The 23,996-nt window shown below is 60.1% G+C and carries 22 protein-coding genes and 1 pseudogene; 10 read left to right on the top strand and 13 right to left on the bottom strand.

The genetic code is table 11. The features are described 5' to 3' along the window. Positions 1 to 82 precede the first annotated feature (82 nt). From D3M70_RS31915 to D3M70_RS09790, 5 genes are all read right to left on the bottom strand, one after another. Positions 83 to 382 carry a hypothetical protein gene (locus tag D3M70_RS31915; RefSeq protein WP_165869768.1) on the bottom strand — a complete coding sequence of 100 codons (300 nt, stop codon included), beginning with the start codon at positions 380 to 382 and terminating at the stop codon, positions 83 to 85. Continuing rightward, positions 379 to 507, bottom strand: a complete 129-nt coding sequence (locus D3M70_RS32980) for a hypothetical protein (RefSeq protein WP_256659783.1) — start codon at positions 505 to 507, stop codon at positions 379 to 381. The genes D3M70_RS31915 and D3M70_RS32980 overlap by 4 nt, the downstream gene beginning before the upstream one ends. Positions 508 to 838: 331 nt before the next feature. Continuing rightward, positions 839 to 1,621, bottom strand: coding sequence for an OmpA family protein (locus tag D3M70_RS09800; RefSeq protein ID WP_120125570.1), 783 nt, complete (start codon positions 1,619 to 1,621; stop codon positions 839 to 841). A 48-nt stretch (positions 1,622 to 1,669) separates the two neighbouring features. Then, a complete protein-coding gene (locus tag D3M70_RS09795; RefSeq protein ID WP_120125569.1) occupies positions 1,670 to 2,095 on the bottom strand; it encodes a DUF4398 domain-containing protein in 426 nt (141 codons plus the stop codon). 279 nt (positions 2,096 to 2,374) lie between these two features. Further along, entirely contained in the window at positions 2,375 to 2,719 is a 345-nt protein-coding gene (locus D3M70_RS09790; protein WP_120125568.1) for a pilin assembly protein, read from the bottom strand. A 235-nt stretch (positions 2,720 to 2,954) separates the two neighbouring features. On the opposite strand from D3M70_RS09790, the gene ppc reads away from it, so the two are divergent. The 6 genes from ppc (at position 2,955) to D3M70_RS09760 (ending at position 9,433) form a co-directional block, all read left to right on the top strand. Continuing rightward, complete coding sequence (ppc, locus tag D3M70_RS09785) at positions 2,955 to 5,591, top strand: phosphoenolpyruvate carboxylase (protein WP_120125567.1); 2,637 nt, start codon at positions 2,955 to 2,957, stop codon at positions 5,589 to 5,591. Between the two features lie 284 nt (positions 5,592 to 5,875). Further along, the gene (adk, locus tag D3M70_RS09780; RefSeq protein WP_081565821.1) at positions 5,876 to 6,523 is read left to right on the top strand and encodes an adenylate kinase; all 648 of its coding nucleotides are present in this window, start codon (positions 5,876 to 5,878) and stop codon (positions 6,521 to 6,523) included. Between the two features lie 116 nt (positions 6,524 to 6,639). Next, a complete protein-coding gene (gene tsaB / locus D3M70_RS09775; protein ID WP_120125566.1) occupies positions 6,640 to 7,314 on the top strand; it encodes a tRNA (adenosine(37)-N6)-threonylcarbamoyltransferase complex dimerization subunit type 1 TsaB in 675 nt (224 codons plus the stop codon). A gap of 221 nt (positions 7,315 to 7,535) precedes the next feature. After that, positions 7,536 to 7,826: a hypothetical protein gene (locus D3M70_RS32975; RefSeq protein ID WP_120125565.1), complete on the top strand. Its 291-nt coding sequence runs from the start codon at positions 7,536 to 7,538 to the stop codon at positions 7,824 to 7,826. Then, complete coding sequence (locus tag D3M70_RS09765; protein WP_120125564.1) at positions 7,823 to 8,695, top strand: DUF72 domain-containing protein; 873 nt, start codon at positions 7,823 to 7,825, stop codon at positions 8,693 to 8,695. Before D3M70_RS32975 ends, D3M70_RS09765 begins: the two co-directional genes overlap by 4 nt. Before the next feature lie 39 nt (positions 8,696 to 8,734). Beyond that, a complete protein-coding gene (locus D3M70_RS09760; RefSeq protein WP_120125563.1) occupies positions 8,735 to 9,433 on the top strand; it encodes an extensin family protein in 699 nt (232 codons plus the stop codon). A 124-nt stretch (positions 9,434 to 9,557) separates the two neighbouring features. Here D3M70_RS09760 and D3M70_RS09755 read toward each other — a convergent pair whose 3' ends face one another. Then, entirely contained in the window at positions 9,558 to 10,184 is a 627-nt protein-coding gene (locus D3M70_RS09755) for an energy transducer TonB (RefSeq protein ID WP_120125562.1), read from the bottom strand. Positions 10,185 to 10,282: 98 nt separating this feature from the next. On the opposite strand from D3M70_RS09755, the gene D3M70_RS09750 reads away from it, so the two are divergent. Next, positions 10,283 to 11,065, top strand: coding sequence for a class I SAM-dependent methyltransferase (locus D3M70_RS09750; RefSeq protein ID WP_120125561.1), 783 nt, complete (start codon positions 10,283 to 10,285; stop codon positions 11,063 to 11,065). Positions 11,066 to 11,116: 51 nt separating this feature from the next. On the opposite strand, the gene D3M70_RS09745 is transcribed toward D3M70_RS09750, so the two are convergent. Further along, on the bottom strand, positions 11,117 to 11,776 hold the full coding sequence (locus tag D3M70_RS09745; RefSeq protein ID WP_120125560.1) for a TetR/AcrR family transcriptional regulator: 660 nt from the start codon (positions 11,774 to 11,776) through the stop codon (positions 11,117 to 11,119). 91 nt (positions 11,777 to 11,867) lie between these two features. On the opposite strand from D3M70_RS09745, the gene D3M70_RS09740 reads away from it, so the two are divergent. The 3 genes from D3M70_RS09740 to D3M70_RS09730 all read left to right on the top strand — a co-directional run bounded on the left by D3M70_RS09740 (position 11,868) and on the right by D3M70_RS09730 (position 17,509). Next, the gene (locus tag D3M70_RS09740; RefSeq protein ID WP_120125559.1) at positions 11,868 to 12,968 is read left to right on the top strand and encodes an efflux RND transporter periplasmic adaptor subunit; all 1,101 of its coding nucleotides are present in this window, start codon (positions 11,868 to 11,870) and stop codon (positions 12,966 to 12,968) included. A gap of 5 nt (positions 12,969 to 12,973) precedes the next feature. Beyond that, positions 12,974 to 16,048 carry an efflux RND transporter permease subunit gene (locus tag D3M70_RS09735; protein ID WP_120125558.1) on the top strand — a complete coding sequence of 1,025 codons (3,075 nt, stop codon included), beginning with the start codon at positions 12,974 to 12,976 and terminating at the stop codon, positions 16,046 to 16,048. A gap of 93 nt (positions 16,049 to 16,141) precedes the next feature. Then, positions 16,142 to 17,509 (top strand): Fic family protein, encoded by a 1,368-nt coding sequence (locus D3M70_RS09730; RefSeq protein ID WP_120125557.1) that lies wholly within the window; start codon positions 16,142 to 16,144, stop codon positions 17,507 to 17,509. Between the two features lie 132 nt (positions 17,510 to 17,641). Here the strand turns inward: D3M70_RS09730 and D3M70_RS09725 are convergent, their stop codons facing one another. The 6 genes and pseudogenes from D3M70_RS09725 to dapE form a co-directional block, all read right to left on the bottom strand. Continuing rightward, positions 17,642 to 18,331, bottom strand: a complete 690-nt coding sequence (locus tag D3M70_RS09725) for a DUF4197 domain-containing protein (RefSeq protein WP_120125556.1) — start codon at positions 18,329 to 18,331, stop codon at positions 17,642 to 17,644. A gap of 37 nt (positions 18,332 to 18,368) precedes the next feature. Further along, positions 18,369 to 18,767 carry a YbaY family lipoprotein gene (locus D3M70_RS09720; protein ID WP_120125555.1) on the bottom strand — a complete coding sequence of 133 codons (399 nt, stop codon included), beginning with the start codon at positions 18,765 to 18,767 and terminating at the stop codon, positions 18,369 to 18,371. Positions 18,768 to 18,918: 151 nt separating this feature from the next. After that, a complete protein-coding gene (gene plsB, locus D3M70_RS09715; protein ID WP_120125554.1) occupies positions 18,919 to 21,411 on the bottom strand; it encodes a glycerol-3-phosphate 1-O-acyltransferase PlsB in 2,493 nt (830 codons plus the stop codon). 181 nt (positions 21,412 to 21,592) lie between these two features. Then, positions 21,593 to 21,895, bottom strand: a pseudogene (locus tag D3M70_RS09710) (hypothetical protein); the annotation flags it as partial. 89 nt (positions 21,896 to 21,984) lie between these two features. Next, the gene (locus D3M70_RS09705; RefSeq protein WP_120125553.1) at positions 21,985 to 22,794 is read right to left on the bottom strand and encodes a putative RNA methyltransferase; all 810 of its coding nucleotides are present in this window, start codon (positions 22,792 to 22,794) and stop codon (positions 21,985 to 21,987) included. After that, the gene (dapE, locus tag D3M70_RS09700) at positions 22,794 to 23,945 is read right to left on the bottom strand and encodes a succinyl-diaminopimelate desuccinylase (RefSeq protein WP_120125552.1); all 1,152 of its coding nucleotides are present in this window, start codon (positions 23,943 to 23,945) and stop codon (positions 22,794 to 22,796) included. The genes D3M70_RS09705 and dapE overlap by 1 nt, the downstream gene beginning before the upstream one ends. Positions 23,946 to 23,996 lie beyond the last annotated feature (51 nt).

Raw genomic sequence — 23,996 nt, 5'->3', positions numbered from 1 at the left:
TCCTGGTTGGGTTCCTCCTTCGTCGGAATTCCCTCCCTCCGGCGACGCTCCGTGGGCCCGCGCCGAACGGACATCCATGTCCTTACGGCGCTCTCGCGGCATCCATGCCGCTCGGCCCACTGCGCGCCGCCTGCGTTCGGCCTGCACCCAAGTCGCGATTTTCTGGTGTCTGGACGATTGCGCGCTTAGAAGCAAAGGCAAAAGCAAAGGCAAAAGCAAAAGCAAAGGCAAAAGCAAAGGCAAAAGCAAAGGCAAAAGCAAAAGCAGGAGCGGGATCGGGCTGGGGTTTTCGATGCTCCCTGTAGCAGTCCGGCTTGCCGGCGGTGGCGATCTTGAAGACGTCACCGCCGGCAAGCCGGACTGCTACAGGTCCGATGCTCACAGCTCGTCGCGGGTGCGGGTGCGGGTGCGGGTGACCTTGATCTTCATGCGCAATAGTCCAGACACCACAAATCGCGACTTGGGTGCAGGCTGAACGCAGGCGGCGTGGAGTGGGCCGAGCGGCATGGATGCCGCGAGAGCCGCCCCCCGCCATGGATGGCGGATGGCGGCGGGCCCACGGAGCGTCGCCGGAGAGAGGGAATTCCGACGAAGGAGGAACCCAACCAGGAGCAAAGGCCCTTGGTTACTTGGGGCTTTTCCAAGTAACTCGCCGAAGGCGAAACAGATCTGGCGTTAGCCAGAACCAAAAACATCAGCGCCACCACAAATAACGGATCCTTACCCAATCCCTATCCATTCCCCCAAAAACCCCACCCACAAAAAAGCCCCATCTGATTAAACAGACAGGGCTTTTGTTTCAACGCGGCGGGCATGTCGCCTCACCGCTGATAGCCGATCACTGCATCGAAGAGCGCGGTGCGACCGGTTGGTTATCGTTGGAAATGGTCACTTCCACACGACGGTTCATGGCGCGGCCCGAAGCGCTGGCGTTGTCAGCGACCGGGTATTCCTTGCCATAACCCTGAGACACGACGCGGTCCATGCTGACGCCCATCTTCACCAGTGCCATGCGCACCGAGTTCGCACGACGTTCGGACAGCGACTGGTTATAGCTCGCCGAACCGGTGCTGTCGGTGTAACCCTCGACGATCACCTTGCGATCAGGGTTTTCCTGAAGGAACTGGGCCAGCTTGTTGACGTTGACCAGACCGCTGGATTTAAGCTCCGCCTTGTTCAGGTCGAACAGCACATCACCGAAAGTGACGAGGGTGCCGCGCTCGGTCTGCTTGGCGTTCAGGCTGTTCTGCAGCGCTTTGATCTGCGCATCGCGAGCATCCAGACGTGCCTGGGCACGTTGGGCAGAAGCGTTTTTCAGGTCGTTTTCAGCGGTCTTCAGATTGATGGTCTGCTTGGCCAGTTCAACACGCTGGTTGGTCAGGTAGGCCAGTTGATCGACTTTCTTCTCGTCGTCATGGTTGCGGAACGCGGCGTCTGCCTTGTCCAGCCATTCGCTGGCGTCCTTGGTTTCCAGAGCGGCAAGCTCAGTGGCTTTCGGATTGCTTTGCAGCGCGGAATAGTTGGTGCGGGCCTGTTCCAGGTTCACGTTAGGTTGCGAAGAGCAAGCGGCCAGACCAACGCTCAGGGCCAGCAGGGCAGGGATAAGTACTTGTTTACGCATAATAGTTTCGTCCTTTAAATCCAATGGCAATGCAGGAAATGCGGAGGGTTACTGGCCAGTCGGCTGGACTTGGCGCATGCCTTCTTCACGCAGTTCGTTGACGCCCTGACGTGCGTCCTGCACCGCTTTCTGTGCCTTGGCGGCCTGCGCTTTACGCTCGGCTACACGCGCATCCCATTCAGCCTGTTCGGCGTATTTACGGGCTTCGTCGTATTTCTTTTCCTGCATGGCAAGTTCGGCTTGCTTGAATTTGTCTTGGGCCGATTTCATTTCGACGGCAGCGTATTCGGTGCCGCCTGCAGTGACTGCTGCATTCACGGCAGATTGCGTGACCGCGTACTGCTCGCTTGGAGGATTGCCTGCGCAACCGGCGAGCAGGACGCTGGTGCCCAAGGCCAGCGCGGCCAGTTTAAGCCCGCGCAGGCCTTTGAACGTGGTTTTGGCAGTGCTGGTGTTCATGGTGGTCAACTCCATTTCGAAACTCCTGAAAACTAGATTGTTTCCACTTCAGTTTTCGGCCTGGCGGGTAGATGACGGGGTCAATCTCCGCTGCCATTTGTCGGCTTTTTCTGTAATGGCTAACTGCTCGGACATACGCGGTTTTTGAATAGTTCAGCGTTTTTTGTCCACCTGACTGGATGGTTTGTTACGCGTTGTAAATTTGACGCTGTGAAATTGGCGCGAAAAGAGACTCGCCGCCCCACATCCACGGGGCGGCGCCAAGCTCATTCAGATGCTGGCGCGACGTCGTTATCAGTGCTGCTGGCTGTCCTGCTGATCGGACAAATCCTGCAGAAAACGGCGAGACAGGGCGAGAAATCTGGGTGTCGGGCCGACGTCCTCGTAGAGGGGATCCCCTTCCTCATCCGTGGCGACGACATGTTGCCCCTGGATGTAAGGAAAACTGGCTTCCAGTTCTTCGAGCGCCGCGCCGATCAGTTCCCCTAGCAATTCTTCCGGCGAGCGTTTGGGGTACATTTCGGCAAGCGCAGCCAACCGGGCCGCGGCCTCGACATCCAGATGAACCGCATAGCCGGTCTTGGTCAGACGACCCTTGGCGGTCTGTTCCCATTGTTGCGCGAGTTCACGGATTTTCATAAAGACCTCTTCGTACACCCGCGTGATGGCGGGCTCAGGCGGATTTTTCGAACCCTCTTGGAGTTCGTTGATGAGACTAGCTTGCTCCCGGCAGATGTGAGGCAAAGGGTTGCGTAAGCGCATGAATTTGTCGCTCTATACACAGAGATAGAGGCAAAACTTACAAGGGCGTTCAGTTTCGGGTGATCGGACTGACTCAAGGCAGAACAAAAATAAGGCTGAAGGAGAGGGCTGGATGGCTGATATCGATGCACGATTGCGCGAGGACGTTCACCTGCTGGGTGAGCTGTTGGGCAACACCATTCGCGATCAGCACGGGGCTGATTTTCTCGAGAAGATCGAGCGTATCCGCAAGAGCGCCAAGGCCGGACGACACGGCACCACGCAAAGCACCGAACAGCTGAGTTCCAATCTGGAGGGCTTGGGCGAGGACGAATTGTTGCCCGTAGCGCGGGCCTTCAACCAGTTTCTCAACCTTGCCAACATCGCCGAGCAGTACCAACTGATCCATCGCCGTGATGACAGCAAGCCGCAACCGTTCGAGTCCCGTGTATTGCCTGAGTTGCTGGAGCGCCTCAAGCAGTCCGGGCAATCTCCAGAAGCTCTGGCCCGGCAACTGGGCAAACTGGAAATCGAACTGGTCCTGACGGCGCACCCCACCGAGGTTGCCCGCCGCACCCTGATCCAGAAGTACGACGCGATTGCCGCGCAACTGGCGGCCCTCGATCATCGCGACCTCAATCGTCTGGAGCGCGAACAGATAACAGAGCGTCTGCAGCGATTGATCGCCGAAGCGTGGCACACCGAAGAGATCCGCCGCATTCGACCCACGCCAGTGGACGAGGCGAAATGGGGTTTTGCGGTCATCGAAAACTCCCTCTGGCAGGCCATCCCCAACTATCTGCGCAAGGCCGACAAAGCCCTCCATGCTGCGACCGGTCTGCATTTGCCATTGGAAGCTGCGCCGATTCGCTTCGCTTCGTGGATGGGCGGCGACCGCGACGGCAACCCCAACGTGACCGCTGCCGTCACTCGCGAAGTGTTGTTGCTGGCGCGCTGGATGGCAGCGGACCTTTACCTGCGAGATGTCGATCAACTGGCCGCCGAGCTTTCCATGCAACAGGCCAGCCCTGCCTTGATGGCTGTCGCCGGAGACAGCGCCGAGCCCTATCGCAGCGTGCTGAAAAAACTCCGCGAACGCCTGCGAGCCACGCGCAACTGGGCCCACGCGTCGTTGAGCGTGACTCAGCCAGCGCCCGAGGGCGTGCTGCATAACAACCGCGATCTGCTGGAGCCGTTGCAGTTGTGTTTCCAGTCGCTGCATGAGTGCGGCATGGGTGTGATTGCCGATGGCCCGCTGCTCGATTGCCTGCGCCGCGCTGTTACCTTTGGCCTGTTTCTGGTCAAACTCGATGTGCGTCAGGATTCCACACGGCACAGTTCGGCCATGACCGAGATCACCGATTACCTGGGTCTGGGAAACTACAACGAATGGGATGAAGAGACGCGCATCGACTTCCTGCTGCGCGAATTGAGCAACAAGCGACCTCTGCTGCCAACGCATTTCAAACCCGCCGCTGATACGGCCGAGGTTCTGGCGACCTGCCGGGAAGTGGCCGCAGCGCCAGCTGCTTCGCTGGGTTCTTATGTGATTTCCATGGCGGGTGCTGCCTCCGACGTATTGGCTGTGCAACTGCTGCTCAAGGAAGCCGGATTGCAACGTCCGATGCGCGTGGTGCCGCTGTTCGAGACCCTGGCGGATCTGGACAACGCCGGGCCGGTGATCGACCACCTGCTCAGCTTGCCGGGATACCGCCTGCGGCTGCATGGCCCCCAGGAGGTGATGATCGGCTATTCCGATTCGGCCAAGGATGCAGGCACCACGGCGGCTGCCTGGGCGCAGTATCGGGCACAGGAAAAACTGGTGGACATCTGCCGCGCGCAGCAAGTCGAACTGCTGCTGTTTCACGGTCGTGGCGGTACGGTCGGACGCGGCGGCGGTCCCGCTCACGCCGCGATTCTGTCGCAACCACCAGGGTCGGTGGCCGGCCGTTTCCGCACCACTGAGCAAGGCGAGATGATCCGCTTCAAGTTCGGCCTTCCCGATATTGCCGAACAAAACCTCAACCTTTATCTGGCGGCGGTGCTGGAGGCGACTCTCCAGCCGCCGCCGATGCCTGAACCCGCCTGGCGCACGATGATGGATGAACTGGCGGCAGACGGCGTCACCGCCTACCGTGCCGTGGTGCGGGAAAACCCGGAGTTCGTGGAGTACTTCCGCCAGGCCACGCCCGAACAGGAGCTCGGCCGTTTGCCGCTGGGCAGTCGCCCGGCCAAACGGCGAGAGGGTGGCGTCGAAAGCCTGCGGGCGATTCCGTGGATCTTTGCCTGGACCCAGACGCGTCTGATGTTGCCGGCCTGGCTGGGCTGGGAAGACGCATTGAGCAAGGCGCTGACGCGAGGGCAGGGTGAACTGCTGGGGCAAATGCGCGAGCAATGGCCGTTTTTCCGCACACGCATCGACATGCTGGAGATGGTCCTGGCCAAGGCCGACAGCGATATCGCGCAGCTCTATGACGAACGTCTGGTCGAGCCGGGGTTGCAGCATTTGGGGGCGCATTTGCGCGACCTATTGTCGCAGGCGTGCGATGTGGTGCTCGGGCTGACCGGCCAGTCCCAACTGCTGGCCCACAGTCCGGAAACCCTGGAGTTCATCAGCTTGCGCAATACCTACCTCGATCCTCTTCATCTATTGCAGGCCGAACTGCTGGCGCGGTCGCGCAGTCAGGAGGTCAGTCTGGACAGTCCTTTGGTACAGGCGCTGCTGGTGTCTGTCGCAGGCATTGCCGCCGGCTTGCGCAATACCGGCTAAGGTGAAAAATCCCGCGAAGATGAGGGTGCAAGCCTTCATCTCGCGGTGCGTGGGGGATTGGCAACGACGCATCCCTCTAAAGTGGTGCGGGGTTCTACCAAAGTATTGATCGTTGGCAAGCTACTGGTTTTTCGCGGGTTGCTGCGACTTTTGGCGTCTTGTGCGGCATGAATCGGCTGTGTATCTTGATCAGCCTTTGGCCGTTGGGTCAGTTAAATTTTTAGCGATTGGCCCCATTTAGGCGAATCCGACGAAATCTCTATAAAAAATTGAGGAGCACAACAATGCGCGTGATTCTGCTGGGAGCTCCCGGGGCCGGTAAAGGTACTCAGGCAACGTTCATCACCAAGAAATTCGGCATTCCACAAATCTCCACCGGTGACATGCTGCGCGCAGCGGTCAAGGCGGGCACCGAGCTGGGTCTGAAAGCCAAGAGCGTCATGGACAGTGGCGGTCTGGTTTCCGATGACCTGATCATTGGCCTGATCAAGGATCGCCTGTCGCAGCCGGACTGCGCCAACGGTTGTCTGTTCGACGGCTTCCCGCGCACCATTCCTCAGGCTGAAGCGCTGAAGAATGCCGGTCTGGCGATCGATCATGTAGTCGAGATCAAGGTCGACGACGAAGAAATCGTCAAGCGTATTTCCGGCCGTCGTGTGCACGAAGGCTCGGGTCGCGTTTATCACACCGTTTTCAACCCGCCAAAGGTTGAAGGCAAAGACAACGAAACCGGTGAAGACCTCGTCCAGCGCAAGGACGATGTTGAAGAAACCGTTCGTCATCGCCTGTCGGTCTATCATGCGCAGACCGAGCCGCTGGTCAAGTTCTACCAGGAACTGCAAGCCAAAGACGGCACGCCAAAGTTCAGCAGCATTGCAGGCGTCGGCTCCGTTGAAGACATCACCGCCAAGGTGAACGCAGCACTGGACTGATCCTTCGATCAGCGCAGTGAACAACGGCCCGCTTGCGGGCCGTTGTTGTTTATAATGCCGCACGTTTGCGTACGACTCCTTACACCTCACTCTTTTGCATAACCGTGGAACCCCCGATGACGACCTTGCTGGCCCTGGACACCGCCACTGAAGCCTGCTCAGTCGCTTTGCTGCATGACGGCAAGGTGCTGACTCACTACGAGGTGATCCCGCGCCTGCACGCGCAGAAACTCCTGCCCATGATCAAGGACCTGCTGGCCGAGGCGGGCATTGGACTGTCAGCGCTGGACGCTATTGCCTTCGGTCGTGGGCCGGGTGCATTCACCGGCGTGCGTATTGCCATCGGGGTAGTGCAGGGGTTGGCGTTCGGTCTGGACCGCCCGGTGCTGCCGGTGTCCAATCTTGCAGTGTTGGCGCAGCGTGCGTATCGCGAGCACGGTGTCAATCAGGTTGCCGCAGCCATCGATGCGCGGATGGACGAGGTGTACTGGGGTTGCTATCGCCAGACCGCTGGTGAAATGAGGCTGGTGGGCGATGAAGCGGTTATGCCGCCGGAGCAGGCCGCATTGCCGGGCGACGCTTCGGGCGAGTGGTTCGGTGCGGGCACCGGTTGGGGCTATGCCGAGCGCATTGCGGTCATGTTGTCCGGTCAGGACGCCAGCATGCTGCCCCACGCTCAAGACTTGTTGACCCTGGGCACCTTCGCCTGGCATCGCGGCGAGGCCATCGTTGCCGATGATGCGCAGCCGGTTTATCTGCGCGATAAGGTGGCTACTCCCAAGGCACGTTAGTGGGCGCTGTCGATCCAGTTACTGAAGTACCGCTGCACTTCCCACACGCCCAATCTGCGACGCAAGTCACACCCATTACTACCGTTCGGCGACAAATCTGCATTTTCTGCCCGCTGGCTTTAAACGTTTTGCAATAACTGTGGTCTAGTTATCGTTCGCGTATTTGCTTAAGTGCGCAGCGTGAGACTAAATTGCCACTACAAGACGCCGAGTAAGCATCGATGCGGATTAATGGTCCTTCACAACGTTCGTACCCGATAAAGCGCAAGCCTCGTAAAGGCTCTGCGACGATTGATCATGCTTCCGAAGAGGTGATCGATGACGTTGAAGCAGTCCCTCAATCAGCTCGGCGGCAGACCGGCAGCACGGCGAACGTGCCTGCGCGTCAGCAAGACATCATTTTCCCTCGCGCCGTAAGTACTCGTGTGGCTCACGCGTTGAGCAGCTATCTGACGACATCCACGTTCGTCGACTGGGATCTTGAAGTCTCGGGGCTCGATCTTCACGTTTGAACGTCGCCAACCCGCCTTACTACATCGGTTGCCCGTCCTGGAGTGAAAACGCCTGGCGTCAGTCGCTGTACCCGCCCGACGCACGCAGCACTGATTTTCTCGAGCTCTACGCTCAAGTCTTCAATGCCGTCGAAGGCAACACCACCTTTTATGCCAGCCCCAAGGACACCACGGTGCAGCGTTGGGCGCAGGTCCTTCCCGAGCACTTTCGGTTTACCGCCAAGTTTCCCGGCGACATCACACACGCCGGGGATCTGCGCGAGCACCTGATCGCCGCCGAAAACTTCCTGCAACTGCTCGCTCCGCTCGGCGCGCGCGTTCAACCGCTGTGGCTGCAACTCCCGGCGACATTCACACCCAGTCGGCTGGGCGAGCTGGCGACGTTTATCGATGCGCTGGAAGGAAGAGCAGTAGCGGTCGAAGTGCGCAACATCGCGTTCTTCAACAAAGGCGAGGAAGAGCGAATGCTCAATCGTCTGTTGCTGGACCGTGGTGCAGAACGCATCTGCCTGGACTCAAGACCGTTGTTCAGCTGCATTTCTCGCGATCCGGCAGTCCTTCATGCGCAATCGAAGAAGCCGAAAGTGCCGCCCCGTCCAGCCGCACTCACCCAGTTTCCGCAGGTGCGCTTCATCGGGCGTCCAGAGCTGGACGCCAACGACAGCTTCGTCGAACAGTGGGCGCAGAAAGTCGCTGGCTGGATCGACGAGGGGCGCACACCCTATGTCTTTCTGCACACGCCGGACAACATCCAGGCGCCGGACCTTGCACGACGTTTCCATACGCAGTTGATGAAACTGCTGCCGGGGCTGCCTGAACTGCCCGAGCTCGATCGCGGGCCAGAAGTGGAGCAACTCGGGCTCTTGTGAGGTCGATAGGTGGACGCCTTCCAGTGAGCGGAAACCTTCATGCGCGGTTCTACCTTTATCCTTCTTCTGCTGCTGATCTGCGCCGGGATTGCCGTTTCGGTTTGGCGTGGCTGGATCGAGGTACCGGGTCGCTGGAATCCGTGGGCGCCGCTGGACGTGCGCGAAGCGCCCAACCTGCTGACCGCCTACAAACTCTCGCGTCTGCAGAATGATCCGTCACTCTGTGATCAGGCCCTGCAAACCTCGACCCTGCGTTACGCCCACCAGGCGGACAGCGGTCCGGACGCAAAATGCCCGTTGACCAACACGCTGCGTATTCAAGGCGGGGCGGTTGCGTTGAGCAGCAGCTTCCTGTCCAGTTGCCCGCTCGCCGTGGCCTACGCGCTGTTCGATATCCACGCGCTTCAGCCAGCGGCGCAGGAGGTGTTCGGGCAGAAGGTCACACAGATCGATCATCTGGGCAGCTTTGCCTGTCGCAACGTCTATAACCGCAGCGAGGGACGCCTCAGTCAGCACGCTTCGGCCAATGCGCTGGACATCGCAGGCTTTCGTCTTGCAGACGGGCGTCGGATTTCAGTGCTCAAGGACTGGAAGGATGACGGCGATGACGGGAGGTTTCTGAAGCTCGTCAGGGATGGGGCCTGCAGGCAATTCAATACGGTGCTCGGGCCGGACTACAACGCGGCCCACCGAAATCATTTCCATGTGGACATGGGGCGCTGGCGGGTGTGTCGATAGTTAACGGCCCCAAACCTGTAGGAGCGCGCTTGCCCGCGATGGCGTCTCGTCAGTCACCGCATGAGGAGGCAGATCCACAGCCATCGGGGGCAAGCGCGCTCCTACAATAGACAGTCAGTGCTGATTAAGCCGCGATACGCAGATTCTGCAAGACGATTGGCCTGGCCCAGCCATTGTCGAACGCCAGATGGCGCTGTTGTTCGGTCATCTCTTCGGCGCTGTAAGGCGTGGCAGGCTTGTCGGCCAGGTCCCATTCGAACTCGGCGATCGGCAGGAACAGAGGGCGAGGCTGAGGCCCTGGCCCCGGATCGACGCTGTCGTCATAAGGGTTGAGCACGGTTGGACGCACCCAACTGCTGTCGATTTCCAGGTTGCGCTGCTGCTCAATCATCTCGGCGGCGCTGAACGGCTCGGCGGGTTTGGCCAGATCCCATTCGAATTCGGCAATCGGCAGGAACAGTGGCTCAGGCGGAGCGATTTCCTTGTCCTGAACCGGGCATTCGCGCTGCTCGACGATCTTGCCCAGCGTCTGGGCGCCAGCGACAGGCTCGCCGGTCATGCTGTCCGTCGCTACCGCTGCGCTGTATTCAGGTATGGTGCCAGCGTTGTCATCGACCTGCTGAGCCATCGCACGGGCAAACGCGTCCTGCCAGAGCTGCGTGACGCCGCTCAGGGTTTCGGTATTGCGTACGCTGTAGTCACCTGCGTACGTCAAATAGCCTATCGAGGATGTTTGCTGAATGTCTGACATAAGCGCTCAGTACATGCCGTGGGTCTGGCAAAATGCCGGATACTTTCGTTATCGGCAGATGTTGCCAATCATTAAGAAATTTTGAGCGTGTGGAAACGATGAGCGAGCAACAGGCGGGTAGCCGCATCCGGGTCGAAACCTTGACTGCCGACGGCCAGCAAAAAGCCGCGCAATGGGCCGAGCGTCTGGGCCTGCCGCTGGAGGATGCCGAGGCGGATTTCGCCCTGCAAGTGAGCGATGATGGCTTGCAGCTACAACAGTTGGGGGATGACGTCCCGGGCCCTGTGCGAGTGGATTTCGTCGAAGGCAAAGCGGCACACAGAAGGTTGTTCGGCGGTGGCAGTGGGCAGATGATCGCCAAGGCCGTCGGCATAGCGCCCGGTGTTCGTCCCCGTGTTCTCGACGCTACGGCGGGGCTGGGCAAAGACGCCTTCGTGCTGGCGAGCCTGGGTTGCGAAATGAGCCTGATCGAGCGCCAGCCGATCATCGCGGCGCTGCTTGAGGACGGCCTGGCGCGTGGTGCTCAGGATCTGGATGTCGGTCCAATCATCGGTCAGATGCGGCTGCTGACCGGCAACTCCATCGAACTGATTCGCCAGTGGGAAGGCGAACCGCCGCAGGTCATTTACCTTGATCCGATGTTCCCCCATCGCGAGAAAACCGCGCTGGTGAAGAAGGAAATGCGCCTGTTCCGGCCCTTGGTGGGCGACGACATGGACGCCCCGGCGTTGCTTGAAGCTGCGTTGGCGCTGGCGACCCACCGCGTGGTGGTCAAACGCCCACGCAAGGCGCCGTGCATCGAAGGGGCAAAGCCCAGCTACGCGCTGGACGGCAAATCCAGTCGGTATGACATTTATCCGAAGAAGGCGCTGAAGGCGTAAGGCCGGCCGTATGTTGGCCAGTGGGAGCCAGCAAGCCGGCTGCCACAATGATCATTGGCCGCCGTCAGCTTTGTAAGCCTTCAAAAACAACCCCACCACCTCTTGAACGTGTCGCTCACCCGACTCGGCATCCGGCAGCTCTCCATTGCCGATCAGCAGGCGGAAATTGCACACGCCCTTGATCAGGCTCAAAAAGTGCCCCGCAGCACTGACCGGCGAATCGAAATGCAGCCCTTCGGTGTCGTTCACTGCGGTCAGAAACCGCTCCATTTCATGAAGGATGCGTTGGGGCCCCGCCTCGAAGAACACCTGTGACAGATGGGTGTCCTGAGTTCCCAGCGCAATCATCAGCCGATGCAAATCCAGCGACTCAGGGCTGTTGATCAGCGTTTGAAACCCTCTCGCAATACCCAGCAATACTTTTTCAACCGACGCATTGGGCACCCTGTCCACGAACAGTTCAGGAACTTGCTCTTCGCAGCGCGCCACGACGGCCGAGGAAAACAGCGTCTCTTTGTCATTGAAGTGGCTGTAAACCGTGAGCTTGGAAACCCCGGCCTCAGCGGCGACCGCGTCCATGCTGGTGCTGGCGTAGCCATTGCGCACAAAGAGGTTTTTTGCCGCATCCAAAATGGCCTGACGCTTGGCCAGATCCTTGGGGCGGCCCGGGCCGGTAGGCGAGGGCGCTTCGTTTAAATGATCTTCAGGCATATTCGTTTCATTAGTGGACTGTTCAGTTCGGTAATTTTTAATATACTCGCCAGTACAATTATTCCAAGCTCTCTTGCCAAGGTGCCTCACCATGTTTCGCGATGCCCTGTTCCTCGTCGTGCCTATCAGCCTGGTTTCGATACTGGCGGGTTGCGGTCAGGAAGTGTCCGTTCCGAGCACCGTGCGTCCGGCCATGGTAGTGCAACCGGTGCCGTCGTCCCAATCCATGGACAGTTACCCCGGTGAAGTTCGCGCGCGATTCGAGCCTGACCTGGCATTTCGTATTCCGGGCAAGGTCAGCAAGCGCCTGGTCGAGGAGGGGGAGCGGGTCAAGGCCAACCAGGCGTTGGCCGAACTCGATGCCCAGGATGTACGCCTTCAACTGGACGCCACTCGTGCACAGGTCGCTGCCGCCGAGGCGAACCTGCAGATGGTTCGCTCCGAACGTGATCGCTACAAGACGCTGATGGAACGGCAGATGGTCAGCAAATCCCAATACGACAACGCCGAAAATCTCTATCGCGCCGGTGAGGCTCGTCTCAGGCAGCTCAAGGCAGAGTTCACGGTCGCCGACAATCAGACCAGCTATGCCGTGCTTCGTGCGTCGCAGGACGGCGTAGTCGCCAAGCGCTTGGTGGAAGTGGGGCAAGTGGTCGCTGCCGGACAAACCGTTTTCACCCTCGCCGCCGATGGTGAGCGTGAAGTGTCGATCAGCCTCCCGGAGCAGAATTACGGGCGCTTCAAGATTGGCGACCCGGTGTCGGTCGAGCTGTGGACGCAACGCGAGCAGCGCTTTGCGGGTCGCATCCGTGAACTGTCCCCCGCCGCCGATCCTCGCTCACGTACCTTTGCTGCACGCATTGCCTTCGCAGGCGGCAAGGTGCCCGCCGAACTCGGCCAGAGCGCCCGAGTGTTCATTGCCTCTGAGCACAGCGTACCGCTGTCGGTGCCGCTTTCCGCCGTAACGGCCGAGAACGGCGCCACTTACGTCTGGCGTCTGCAAAGCGACAACACGCTCAAGCGCACGCCGGTCCAGATCGGCGCATACGGTCAGGAGTCGGTGCCGGTGCTCAGCGGTCTGCAAGCCAGCGACTGGGTGGTGGCCGCAGGTGTTCATGTGCTGCGTGAGGGCGAGCAGGTTCGTCCGGTCGATCGCAGCAATCGGGCGGTGAAACTGGCGGTTAAGGAGTAGGACCGATGCGTTTCAACCTTTCCGAATGGGCCCTGCGCAATCGGCAGATGGTCCTGTACTTGATGATTCTGCTGGCCGTCATTGGCGCGCTGTCCTACACCAAGTTGGGGCAAAGCGAAGACCCGCCCTTTACCTTCAAAGCCATGGTCATCCGCACGCTATGGCCGGGCGCCAGCGCTGAAGAGGTGGCGCGGCAGGTCACCGATCGCATCGAAAAGAAGCTGATGGAGACCGGTGATTACGAGCGCATCGTCTCGTTCTCACGACCCGGTGAATCTCAGGTGACGTTCATCGCACGCGATTCCCTGGTGTCCGCCAGGCTGCCGGAACTCTGGTATCAGATCCGCAAGAAGATCGGCGACATTCGTCAGACGCTTCCCGTTGGTGTGCAGGGTCCATTCTTCAACGATGAGTTCGGCACCACCTTTGGCAATATCTACGCGCTGACCGGCGAAGGGTTCGACTATGCCGTGCTCAAGGACTACGCCGACCGCATCCAGATTCAGCTCCAGCGAGTGAAGGACGTCGGCAAGGTCGAGCTGTTGGGCCTGCAGGACGAGAAGATCTGGATCGAGCTGTCCAACGTCAAGCTCGCCACGCTCGGACTGCCTCTGCAAGCTGTGCAGCAGGCGCTGGAAGCACAGAACGCCGTGGTGGCCGCGAGCTTCTTCGAGACGCCCAGCGAACGCGTTCAGCTTCGCGTCACGGGACGTTTTCAAACGGTCGACCAGATTCGTGCTTTCCCCATTCGCGTCGGCGACCGCACTTTCCGGATCAGCGATCTGGCGGACGTACGTCGAGGTTTCAACGACCCTCCCGCGCCGCGCATGCGTTTCATGGGCGAAGACGCAATCGGCCTTGCGGTGGCGATGAAGGACGGCGGCGATATCCTCGTGCTGGGCAAGGCGCTGGAAGGGGAGTTCGCCCGCTTACAGAACAACCTGCCGGCGGGGATGCAACTGCGCAAGGTCTCCGATCAGCCAGCGGCGGTGAAAACCAGCGTCGGCGAGTTCGTCCAGGTGCTCGCTGAAGCGCTGGGCATCGTGCTGCTGGTGAGCTTTTTCTCGCTGGGTGTGCGCACCGGGATGGTGGTGGCGCTGGCGATTCCGTTGGTGCTGGCCATGACATTCGCTTGCATGTATTACCTGGGCATCGGCCTGCACAAGATTTCCCTCGGTGCCCTGGTGTTGGCGCTGGGGCTGTTGGTGGACGACGCGATCATCGCCGTGGAGATGATGGCAATCAAAATGGAACAGGGTTACGACCGGCTCAAGGCCGCGAGTTTCGCCTGGACCAGCACCGCGCTCCCGATGCTCACCGGCACCCTCATCACGGCGGCAGGCTTTCTGCCCATTGCGACCGCGCAGTCGAGTACGGGTGAGTACACGCGCTCGATTTTCCAGGTGGTGACCATCGCCTTGCTGGCCTCGTGGGTGGCGGCGGTGGTGTTCGTGCCGTATCTGGGCGAGCGCCTGTTGCCGGATCTGGCGAAAATCCACGCCGCTCGGCACGGCTCAGGCCCTGATGCGCCAGACCCTTACGGCACACCGTTCTACAAGCGCGTACGGGGATTGGTTGGCTGGTGCGTGCGGCGGCGCAAGACGGTCATCGTCCTGACCATCGCCCTGTTCGTGTTGTCGATTGCCATGTTCCGTTTTGTGCCCCAGCAGTTTTTTCCTGCGTCGGGACGACTGGAGCTGATGGTCGATCTGAAGCTTGCCGAGGGCGCCTCACTGAGCAATACCACCGAGCAGGTCAAGCGCCTGGAAGCCATGATCAAAGACCACGCCGGCGTCGAAAACTATGTGGCTTACGTGGGCACTGGGTCCCCACGCTTTTACCTGCCGCTGGACCAGCAACTGCCCGCAGCCAGTTTCGCGCAGTTTGTGGTGTTGGCAAAAACCATCGAGGATCGGGAGGCATTGCGTATCTGGCTGATTCAAACGCTCGACGAGCAATTTCCGTCGTTGCGACCGCGTGTCACGCGTCTGGAAAACGGTCCTCCGGTAGGTTATCCGGTGCAGTTCAGGATCACCGGCGAGCACATCGACGCAGTGCGTGCGCTGGCCCGCAAGGTTGCAGCCAAGGTCAGGGAAAACCCCCATGTGGTCAACGTGCACCTGGATTGGGAGGAGCCGAGCAAAGTGGTCTACCTCAACGTCGATCAGGACCGCGCCAGGGCGTTGGGTGTGACGACTGCCGATTTGTCGCGCTTCCTGCAAAGCCAACTGACCGGCTCCAGCGTCAGCCAGTATCGAGAGGATGATGAACTGATCGAGATCCTCCTGCGCGGCACTGAGCAGGAACGGCATGAACTGGGCGGGCTCGCCAGCCTTTCGATTCCCACGGACAATGGCAGCAGCGTTGCACTGTCCCAGATCGCGACACTGGAATACGGTTTCGAGGAAGGCATCATCTGGCACCGGAATCGTTTGCCCAATGTGACCATTCGCGCCGATATCTATGGCAAGGAACAACCGGCCACGCTGGTCAATCAGATTCTCCCGACGCTGGACGGTGTGCGCGCCGAGTTGCCGGACGGCTACCTGCTGGAAGTCGGCGGGACCGTGGAAGACTCGACCCGAGGACAGAACTCGGTGAACGCAGGCGTGCCGCTGTTCATTGTCGTTGTGTTGACCTTGCTGATGATCCAGCTGCGCAGCTTTTCGCGCACCTTCATGGTGTTTCTCACCGCGCCCTTGGGGCTGATCGGCGTGACCCTGTTCCTGCTGATTTTTCGTCAGCCTTTCGGCTTCGTCGCCATGCTCGGCACCATCGCGCTATCGGGCATGATCATGCGCAATTCGGTGATTCTCGTGGACCAGATCGAACAGGATATCGCTGCGGGACTGGATCGCTGGCAGGCGATCATCGAGGCGACCGTGCGACGCTTCCGCCCGATCGTGCTGACGGCACTCGCGGCGGTGCTGGCGATGATCCCACTGTCGCGCAGCGTGTTCTTCGGGCCGATGGCGGTGGCGATCATGGGCGGCCTCATCGTCGCCACGGCACTGACGTTGCTGTTTTTGCCGGCGCTGTATGCGGCGTGGTTCAAGGTGAAGAAAGAGGAGGCGCTGTAGGCTTCGAGCCATGTCTCAAAATTGGATAATGTTGAGACATGTCTCGTCCGCTGGTGTATTGGTGTCTCAGTAATCACCAAAACTGAGACAGGCATGATCAAACCACCACCACGGCCCCTGCCGCCATGCGACGTGTTCCGCCAGTCTGCAGATAACCGTTTCTGGCAAGACCCCGCGCGCTATCTGGCGCTGCATACGCCGCTGGATCAGCACGGGCGCTATCTCCCTTACGACCAACTGCGCCACCGCTGGCCACCTGAACTCGATCCGCGCATCTGCTGGAGTCTGGTCAAGTCGGCGCGTTCGGCTCAGCAGTCGACGATTCTGATTTCAGAGGGCCCGACGTTCCGCTGCACCTATCTGCTGACGCCTCTGGCGCAGCGAGCGATTACGTGCGTTGACCGTCACACGACCATGGCCGCCCTGGAGCACATCAGCAGCCACATCGGCGAGAACGCCCATTTTCACTATCTGCTCAATGACCTGATCGAAGACGAAGCCATCAGCAGCAGCCAGTTGGAGGGCGCTGCGACGACGACCAAAGTTGCCAAGGACATGCTCAAACGCAATCGCCAACCGCGCACACCTGACGAGCGTATGATCATAGGCAATTTCAGACTGATGCAGTTCGCGTGGGAGAAGCGCACGGTGCCACTGAGTGTCGAACTCATTGCTGAACTGTACGCCGTAGGTGTCGGCGGGATTGACGACAGCAAGTACTCCCCCGGCATTTTCCGGCTGAACGATGACGTAGTGGTGCAGGACGGTGACGGCAACACGGTTCATGTACCGCCTCCGGCCGTGGGCCTGAAGGACCGGTTGCAGCGGTTGGCTGACTGGATCAACACGCCGCATCATGACCTGGAGCACGCTGACTATCTTCACCCGCTGATCAAGGCCATCGGTCTGCATTTCGCGGTGGGGTACGAGCACCCGTTTCGAGATGGCAACGGCCGAGTCGCACGTGCGCTTTTCTACTGGCATTTGTTCCGTCATGGCTTCTCTGCCTTTCGCTACATCGCGATAAGCGTTCTGTTGCGTAACGCGCCAATCAAATATGGAAGGTCGTATCTGCACAGTGAGATGGACGAAATGGATCTGACCTACTTCATCGACTATCAGTGTTCAATTGTCATGAGGGCGGTCAGCGATTTCCTGACCACCTACAAACAGACGGTGTCCGACGCTTTGAGTTTTGATCGTTGGCTGGAACAGTCAACGATGTTCGAAAAGCTTACCGATAAACAGAAAGCCATATTCCAGGTCGCGCTCAACGGCATTGACAAGGAGTTCACTGCGGTCAACGTCAAGGAGAACCTTGAGTGCTCTTACAACACGGCGTCAGCTGCGTTGAATGGTCTGGCGGCGCAGGGTGCCCTTGAAAAAAACAAGGTAGGCCGAGAGTGGGTGTTCACACTGCGCGACCGGCTGACACTTCGTCAGATGTTCCATGAGCAATAGGCGGGGTTGGTTGCCAGTGTTGCTTGGCCTCGTGGCCTGGCTGCACATCTGACTTCCAGGCCATGGCCCTGATAAAAAGCCCCGACGCCTAACAGCGCCGGGGCTTTTTCGTTTCAGGTGAACGGCGATGGATTACAGCGCCCCAAACACCTTCTTCGCCAGGCTTGTCGCCGCGGCGGCCGGGTTGGCGCGGATGCTTTCTTCCTGTTTGGCGATCATTTCGAACAGGCCATCGAGGGCTTTTTCGGTGACGTAACCTTCGACGTTCGCGTCCTTCGCGTCGACCACGCCAAGGGCTGCCGCTTGCCCTGCGAAAGCGTTGTATTTCTGTGCAAGGCCAACCTTGTCGGTGGCCTGTTTGACGATGGGCAGGAACCTGGCGCGGATCTGCTCGCGGCTGGATTTGTTCAGGTACTCGGTGGCAGAGTCCTTGCCGCCAGTCAGAATGCCCTTGGCGTCAGACACGCTCATCTTCTTCACCGCGTCGACCAGCAGCGCCTGGGCCTGTGGCACCGCAGCTTCGGCTGCCTGGTTCATGCTGGTTTCCAGTTGGTCCACCTGCGCACCCATGCCGAACTGCTTCATCTTGCTCGCGACCTTGCCGAGTTTGCCTGGCAGTTCGATGCGTACGTCCTTGTTGTTGCTGAAGCCTCCAGGCACGCCCAACTGCTTGACCGCGATCTGGGCGCCCTGTGTCAGGGCATCCTTCATACCGCCCGTGGCGTCCGATTGCGACAGGTCGTTCAGCGACAACGCGAAGGCACTGGCCGACAGCAGCAGGCCAGCACACAGGCCGGTGAACGAGAGAGAGCGAAGCAGCATGGATAACGTCCTTATGCGGAAATAGAAAAATCAGGGGCTAGCGCGCCGGGTTCAAACGAATCTTGACTGGCGGTTTTTCTTCCAGCGTCAGGTCCACGGTGTAGCGTTCGGTGCTGATCATCAGGAGTTCGCCATCGACTTCGATTCGCGCACTGACCGAATAGGTATGGCCCGGCTTGACCTGCTTCTGATCGTAGGTCAGGTGAAAGGGCAGCGGAACCTGGCCCTTGATCGGGCCTTTCTGACTGGCGAGGGTTTGGGCAGGCGCGTCGGCCAACGATACGTTCTGCAGGGTGACTTGCAAGGTGGCGGTTGGCGGCAGGGCCATGCGTTGCAAGTAGAACACCTCGCCATCGACGGTGCCGGGCGTGTTGTCCGGGGCGTGGGCGCAGGCGGCGAGGACCGTGGTCATGAGGGTCAGCAGTATGTGTTTCATCGTGTGTCTCCTTGTCGGACCGTGTTCAGGTCCGGGATGCATGAGGCGTCAGCTGCAGGAGTGAGCTTGCCCGGGATCGCGGTGCGTCAGTGCCCGCTGTAATGTCAGCCAGGTCCCATCGCAAGCTAGCTGACTCCTGCAACTATGGGAGTCAGGCATTCGGGCCCGTCTCTACGACCTCTTCATTGCGATGCAGTGCCACCTGGCGAATCGATAAACGTATTTCGGCAGGTAAAACCCGCTTGGCCGCGCCTTCAGCCAGTTCGCCTAACAGCTCGTGATACCCCAGCTTGCCGTTGTCGTCCTTGCGCAGCACACCCTGATCCAGCAGCGTTTGAATGAAGTGGCGGAACAGGCTCTTGTCGAAAAATTCCGGTGCATTCAAGCCATGCAGGATCGACAGGCGCTGAGCCATGATCGTGCACAGGTCTTCCAGCTCTTCCGCGGTGAGGGTGTGTTGGCCGCTGTTGAGCAGCAGCGAAATCGACATGTAGAAGCGCTGCAAGGTCTGGGCAATGGCCCGCGACAGCAGCGTCAACAGCACGAACTGGCGCGAGCTGGGTGCCGGACGCAGAAAGACGTCGTTCTCGAAGCGCAGCAGGCCGTGTTCGACGAGCGCCGCCAGCCATTGGTCGATCACCGCATCGAGTTCGTCCAGTGACCAGCGAATGAACAGCTCCGATTGCAGATACGGGTACAGCGCCCTGGCATAACGCAGGATCTGGTCGCGGCTCATGCGCGAGGAACTCTGGAAGAAACTCGCCAACAACGACGGCAGCGCGAAAATATGCAGCACGTTGTTGCGGTAATAGGTCATCAGAACGGCATTCTGCTCGTCCAGATACAAAATCTTGCCCAGCGCATCTTTCTGCTCGGACAACAAGTCCATGCCTTTCACGTGCTCGATCAACGCACGGCCATCGCCTTCCGGCAACGTGGTGTGCGGCGAGTAGGGCACGCTGCGCAGCAGGGTCAGATAAAGGTCCAGCACCCGCGCCAGGGCCTGATCGTCAAGCGCATGCTTGGGTGTGGACAGCAGTGCCAGCGCCACCAGGTTCACCGGGTTGATCGCCGCCGCTTCGTTCAGGTTTCGGGCAACCCGTTCGCCTAGCCGGTGGGTGGTCTCGTTGAGCCACGCCGGTTTGAATACCGGGCCCAGCGCCTGTGCGCGCCAGTCCGGTTGCTCATGGTCGAGGAAGTCCGCGAGTTTGATCGGCTCACCGAAGTTGACCGAGACCTGGCCGAAGCGTTGCTTGAGCGCCCCGATGACCTTGAAGATGTCGAAGATCGATTCCTTCTTCTTCGCTGCGCCGCGCAACTCGCCCAGATAGGTACGACCCTCCAGCACGCGCTCGTACCCGATATACACCGGCACGAAAACGATGGGCGTGCGTGAATTGCGCAGGAAACTGCGCAGGGTGATGGCGAGCATGCCGGTCTTGGGTTGCAGCATGCGACCGGTGCGCGAGCGTCCGCCTTCGACGAAGTACTCCACAGGGAAACCCTTGGTGAACAACGTGTGCAGGTACTCGTTGAACACTGCTGTGTAGAGCGGGTTGCCCTTGAAAGTGCGGCGCATGAAGAACGCACCGCCCCGGCGCAGCAGGCTGCCGATCACCGGCATGTTGAGATTGATGCCGGCGGCGATATGCGGCGGTGTCAGGCCGTTGCGGAACAGCAGATAGGACAGCAGCAGATAATCGATGTGACTGCGATGGCAGGGCACATAGATGATTTCGTTGCCCTGTGCGACGTTCTGCACCCCTTCGAGGTGGCTGACTTTGATCCCGTCGTAGATCTTGTTCCAGAACCAGCTCAGCACCACTTCCAGAAATCGGATCGCGGTGTAGGTGTAATCCGAGGCAATCTCGTTGCCATAGTGCAGGGCCTTTTCTCGGGCCTTGGCTTCGGGGATTTTCTCTCGGGCCGCTTCGTCGAGAATGGCCTGCTTCACCAGCGGATCGGCGAGAAGTCCCTTCACCAGATTGCGCCGGTGTGACAGGTCCGGGCCGATGGTGGCGGCCTTCAGATTGCGGAAATGCACCCGCAGCAGACGCTGAGCCATGCGTACGGTACGCTCGTAACCCTTGTTCTCGTCGACCAGCTCACGCAAGTGAATCGGCGCGGAAAACTGCACGCGGGTTTTGCGACCGAGAATCAGGATGGTGACGAATCGGCGCAGCCGCCCGGTGACGGCCCAACTGTCGGCGAACAGCAGTTTCCACGGGCTGTCTTCCTTGTCCGGCGATTGCCCCCAGAACACGCTCACCGGGATGATCTGCGCATCTTCGGCGGCGTTCTGAGTGACAGCGCCGACCAGACGTTCAAGGGTGGGCGGTGCGCCCCGTTTGTCCTGGCGGCCTAGCCAGTCGGGTTCCGGAGTCAGGTAGAAGAAGGCGGCAGGCTCTGCCAGATCACCGACGACCACCGGCAGTACGGGGCGTGGAAGGCCGGCCTTGCGGCATTCGGTGTCCAGGACCGCGAGATCGCTAAGGGAGGGATTCTGCAGCGCATAGAACACCGGGCGGCTGCGATCCAGATTGAGGGTGAACGACGATTGATTGATTGTCTCCGAGCGCACCCACAGGTACAGCAGGCGACGCACGGTGCCGAATACGAGACGGCGAAACGGGGAACGGGTCATACGAATTCTGCGCTAGGGGGACAACGCCCACGAAGCGGCCAGTTTGCCGGATATGGCGGGGATGGGCAAAGCGAGAGGGGAGCGGAGTACCGATCCGTTGCAGCCGGGCTTGCCCGCGGGGGCGATCTTGAGTGCGCCCCCGCCGGCAAGCCGTGCTGCTACGAGGTTTGGGTGTCGGGTATTACGACGTACGCCAGGTAATCTCTTCCTCACCGTCGGCACTGATGCGAATCCAGCGATCAGCGTCTTCGTCGCTTTCTTCCTCGACCCAGGTGCCCGGCGCACAGCGGACTTCGACGTTCATGGCGGCGAAGGCGGCGCGGGCGCAGGCGATGTCGTCTTCCCACGGGGTCTGGTCGCTGTCCAGACACAGGCTGTTCCACTTGCCCACGGCCTTGGGAATCCAGGTGACCGGAATGTTCCCGGCGGTGCACTTCCATGTCTGGCCTTTCTGTACCCATTCGCTGCAGGGACCGATGTCGGCNTAGATCTCGATATCGGGTTGGCGCATGGATGCCTCTTGAGTGTTCTGGAAAATCCATTCGCGGATTCAGTCGTTGTAAGTCTGAGCGGTCACTGCACAACGAAATAATCGTAGCGCATCGACACCGTGGTCTCGAACGGCTCTGCCTGTTCGATGACCTTTGTCCTGCGTTCGGCACTGGCGCGCCAGCCGTGGGGTGTCATAGCCAGCAGATTGGCGCGGGCCTGGCCGTCGACCAGCGTCAGCTTGAAGCGCAGTGTTTCGCTGTGTTGCAAGGTCATGCCTTCCGGGACCAGTGCCAGATGCTTGTCGTCAGCGTAATCACGAACTTCGTCGTACAGGCACTGACGCAATTCCATCAGGTGCTCGTTGGTCGGGCCGACGCGCATCAGGCCTCCGCCGGGGGAAAGCAAGCGCCTGGCCTCGGCCCAGTCCAGCGGGCTGAACACGCTGGCGATGAACTGGATGCTGGCGTCCGGCAGCGGCACGCGGGCCATGCTGGCGATCAACCAGGTCAATTGCGGATTGCGTTTGCAGGCACGCTTGACCGCTTCGCGGGAGATATCCAGCGCGTAACCGTCAGCGTGGGGCAGGGCCTGGGCGATCTGCGCGGTGTAATAACCCTCGCCACAACCGATATCCAGCCAGTGCGCAGGAGTACGTTCGGCGGCGAGTTCGGCCAGACGCTTTGCCACCGGGGCGTAATGCCCGGCATTGAGAAAGTCCCGGCGTGCCTCGACCATCGCCTGATTGTCGCCAGGGTCGCGGCTGTTCTTGTGCTGCACCGGCAGCAGGTTCAGGTAACCCTGACGGGCGCGGTCGAAGCGGTGGCCCACCGGGCACACCACACCGTTGTCCGCTGCGTCGAGCGGGGCTGAGCAGATCGGGCAGGTCAGCATCAGGCGAGCAACTTGACCAGCGTCTGGTAGTAGATCTCGGTCAACACGTCGAGATCGCTGGCCAGAATTCGCTCATTGACTTGGTGAATCGTGGCATTGACCGGGCCAAGCTCGACCACTTGTGTGCCCAGGGTTGCGATGAAACGACCATCCGAAGTACCGCCGCTGGTGGAAGCCTTGGTTTCGCGGCCGGTGACGTGCCTGATGCTGGCTGATACCGCGTCGAGCAGCGCGCCCGGTTCAGTCAGGAATGGCAGGCCCGACAGCGCCCATTCCACATGCCAGTCCAGCCCGTGCTTGTCGAGGATGTCGGCGACGCGCTTCTGCAGGCCTTCAACAGTGGATTCGGTGGAGAAGCGGAAGTTGAACACCGCTGTCAGATCACCCGGAATGACGTTGGTGGCGCCGGTGCCGGAATTCAGGTTGGAGATCTGGAAGCTGGTCGGCGGAAAGAATGCATTGCCTTCGTCCCAGTGTTCGGCGGCCAGCTCGGCCAGCGCTGGGGAGGCCAGGTGAATCGGGTTCTTCGCCAGATGCGGGTAAGCCACATGGCCCTGGACACCTTTGACTGTCAGGGTGGCGCCCAGAGACCCACGGCGCCCGTTCTTCACCACGTCACCGACCAGGGTTGTGCTCGAAGGCTCGCCGACGATGCACCAGTCCAGACGCTCCTTGCGCGCCGCCAGACGCTCGACCACCGCTTTTGTGCCGTGATGGGCCGGGCCTTCTTCATCGCTGGTGATCAGATACGCGATCTTGCCCTTGTGATTCGGGTACTCGGCGACGAAGCGCTCGGTGGCGATGATCATCGAGGCCAGGCTGCCTTTCATGTCGGCCGCGCCACGGCCACAGAGCATGCCGTTTTCATCGATCAGCGCGTCGAACGGGTCGTTCTGCCAGGCTTTCACGGGCCCTGTCGGCACCACATCGGTGTGACCGGCGAAGCACAACACCGGACCGTCCTGAGTACCGTGGGTCGCCCAGAAGTTATCCACATCCTCGATGCGCATCGGCTCCAGCATGAAACCGGCCTCGCCCAGGCGTTTCATCATCACGGCCTGGCAGTCAGCGTCAAGCGGCGTGACCGATGGGCGACGAATCAGGTCGCAGGCGAGTTGCAGGGTGGGCGAGAGGTCGGCTGGGGCTGTCATGGAAGGTCCGTAAGAGAAGCAGCGAGGCTAAAAAAGGGGGATATTCTAATG

This window comes from Pseudomonas sp. LS-2 (genome assembly GCF_003605735.1).
Lineage (GTDB): Bacteria > Pseudomonadota > Gammaproteobacteria > Pseudomonadales > Pseudomonadaceae > Aquipseudomonas.
The sequence above is the reverse complement of the archived record's forward strand: the minus strand, read 5'-3'. Positions and strand labels throughout refer to the sequence as shown.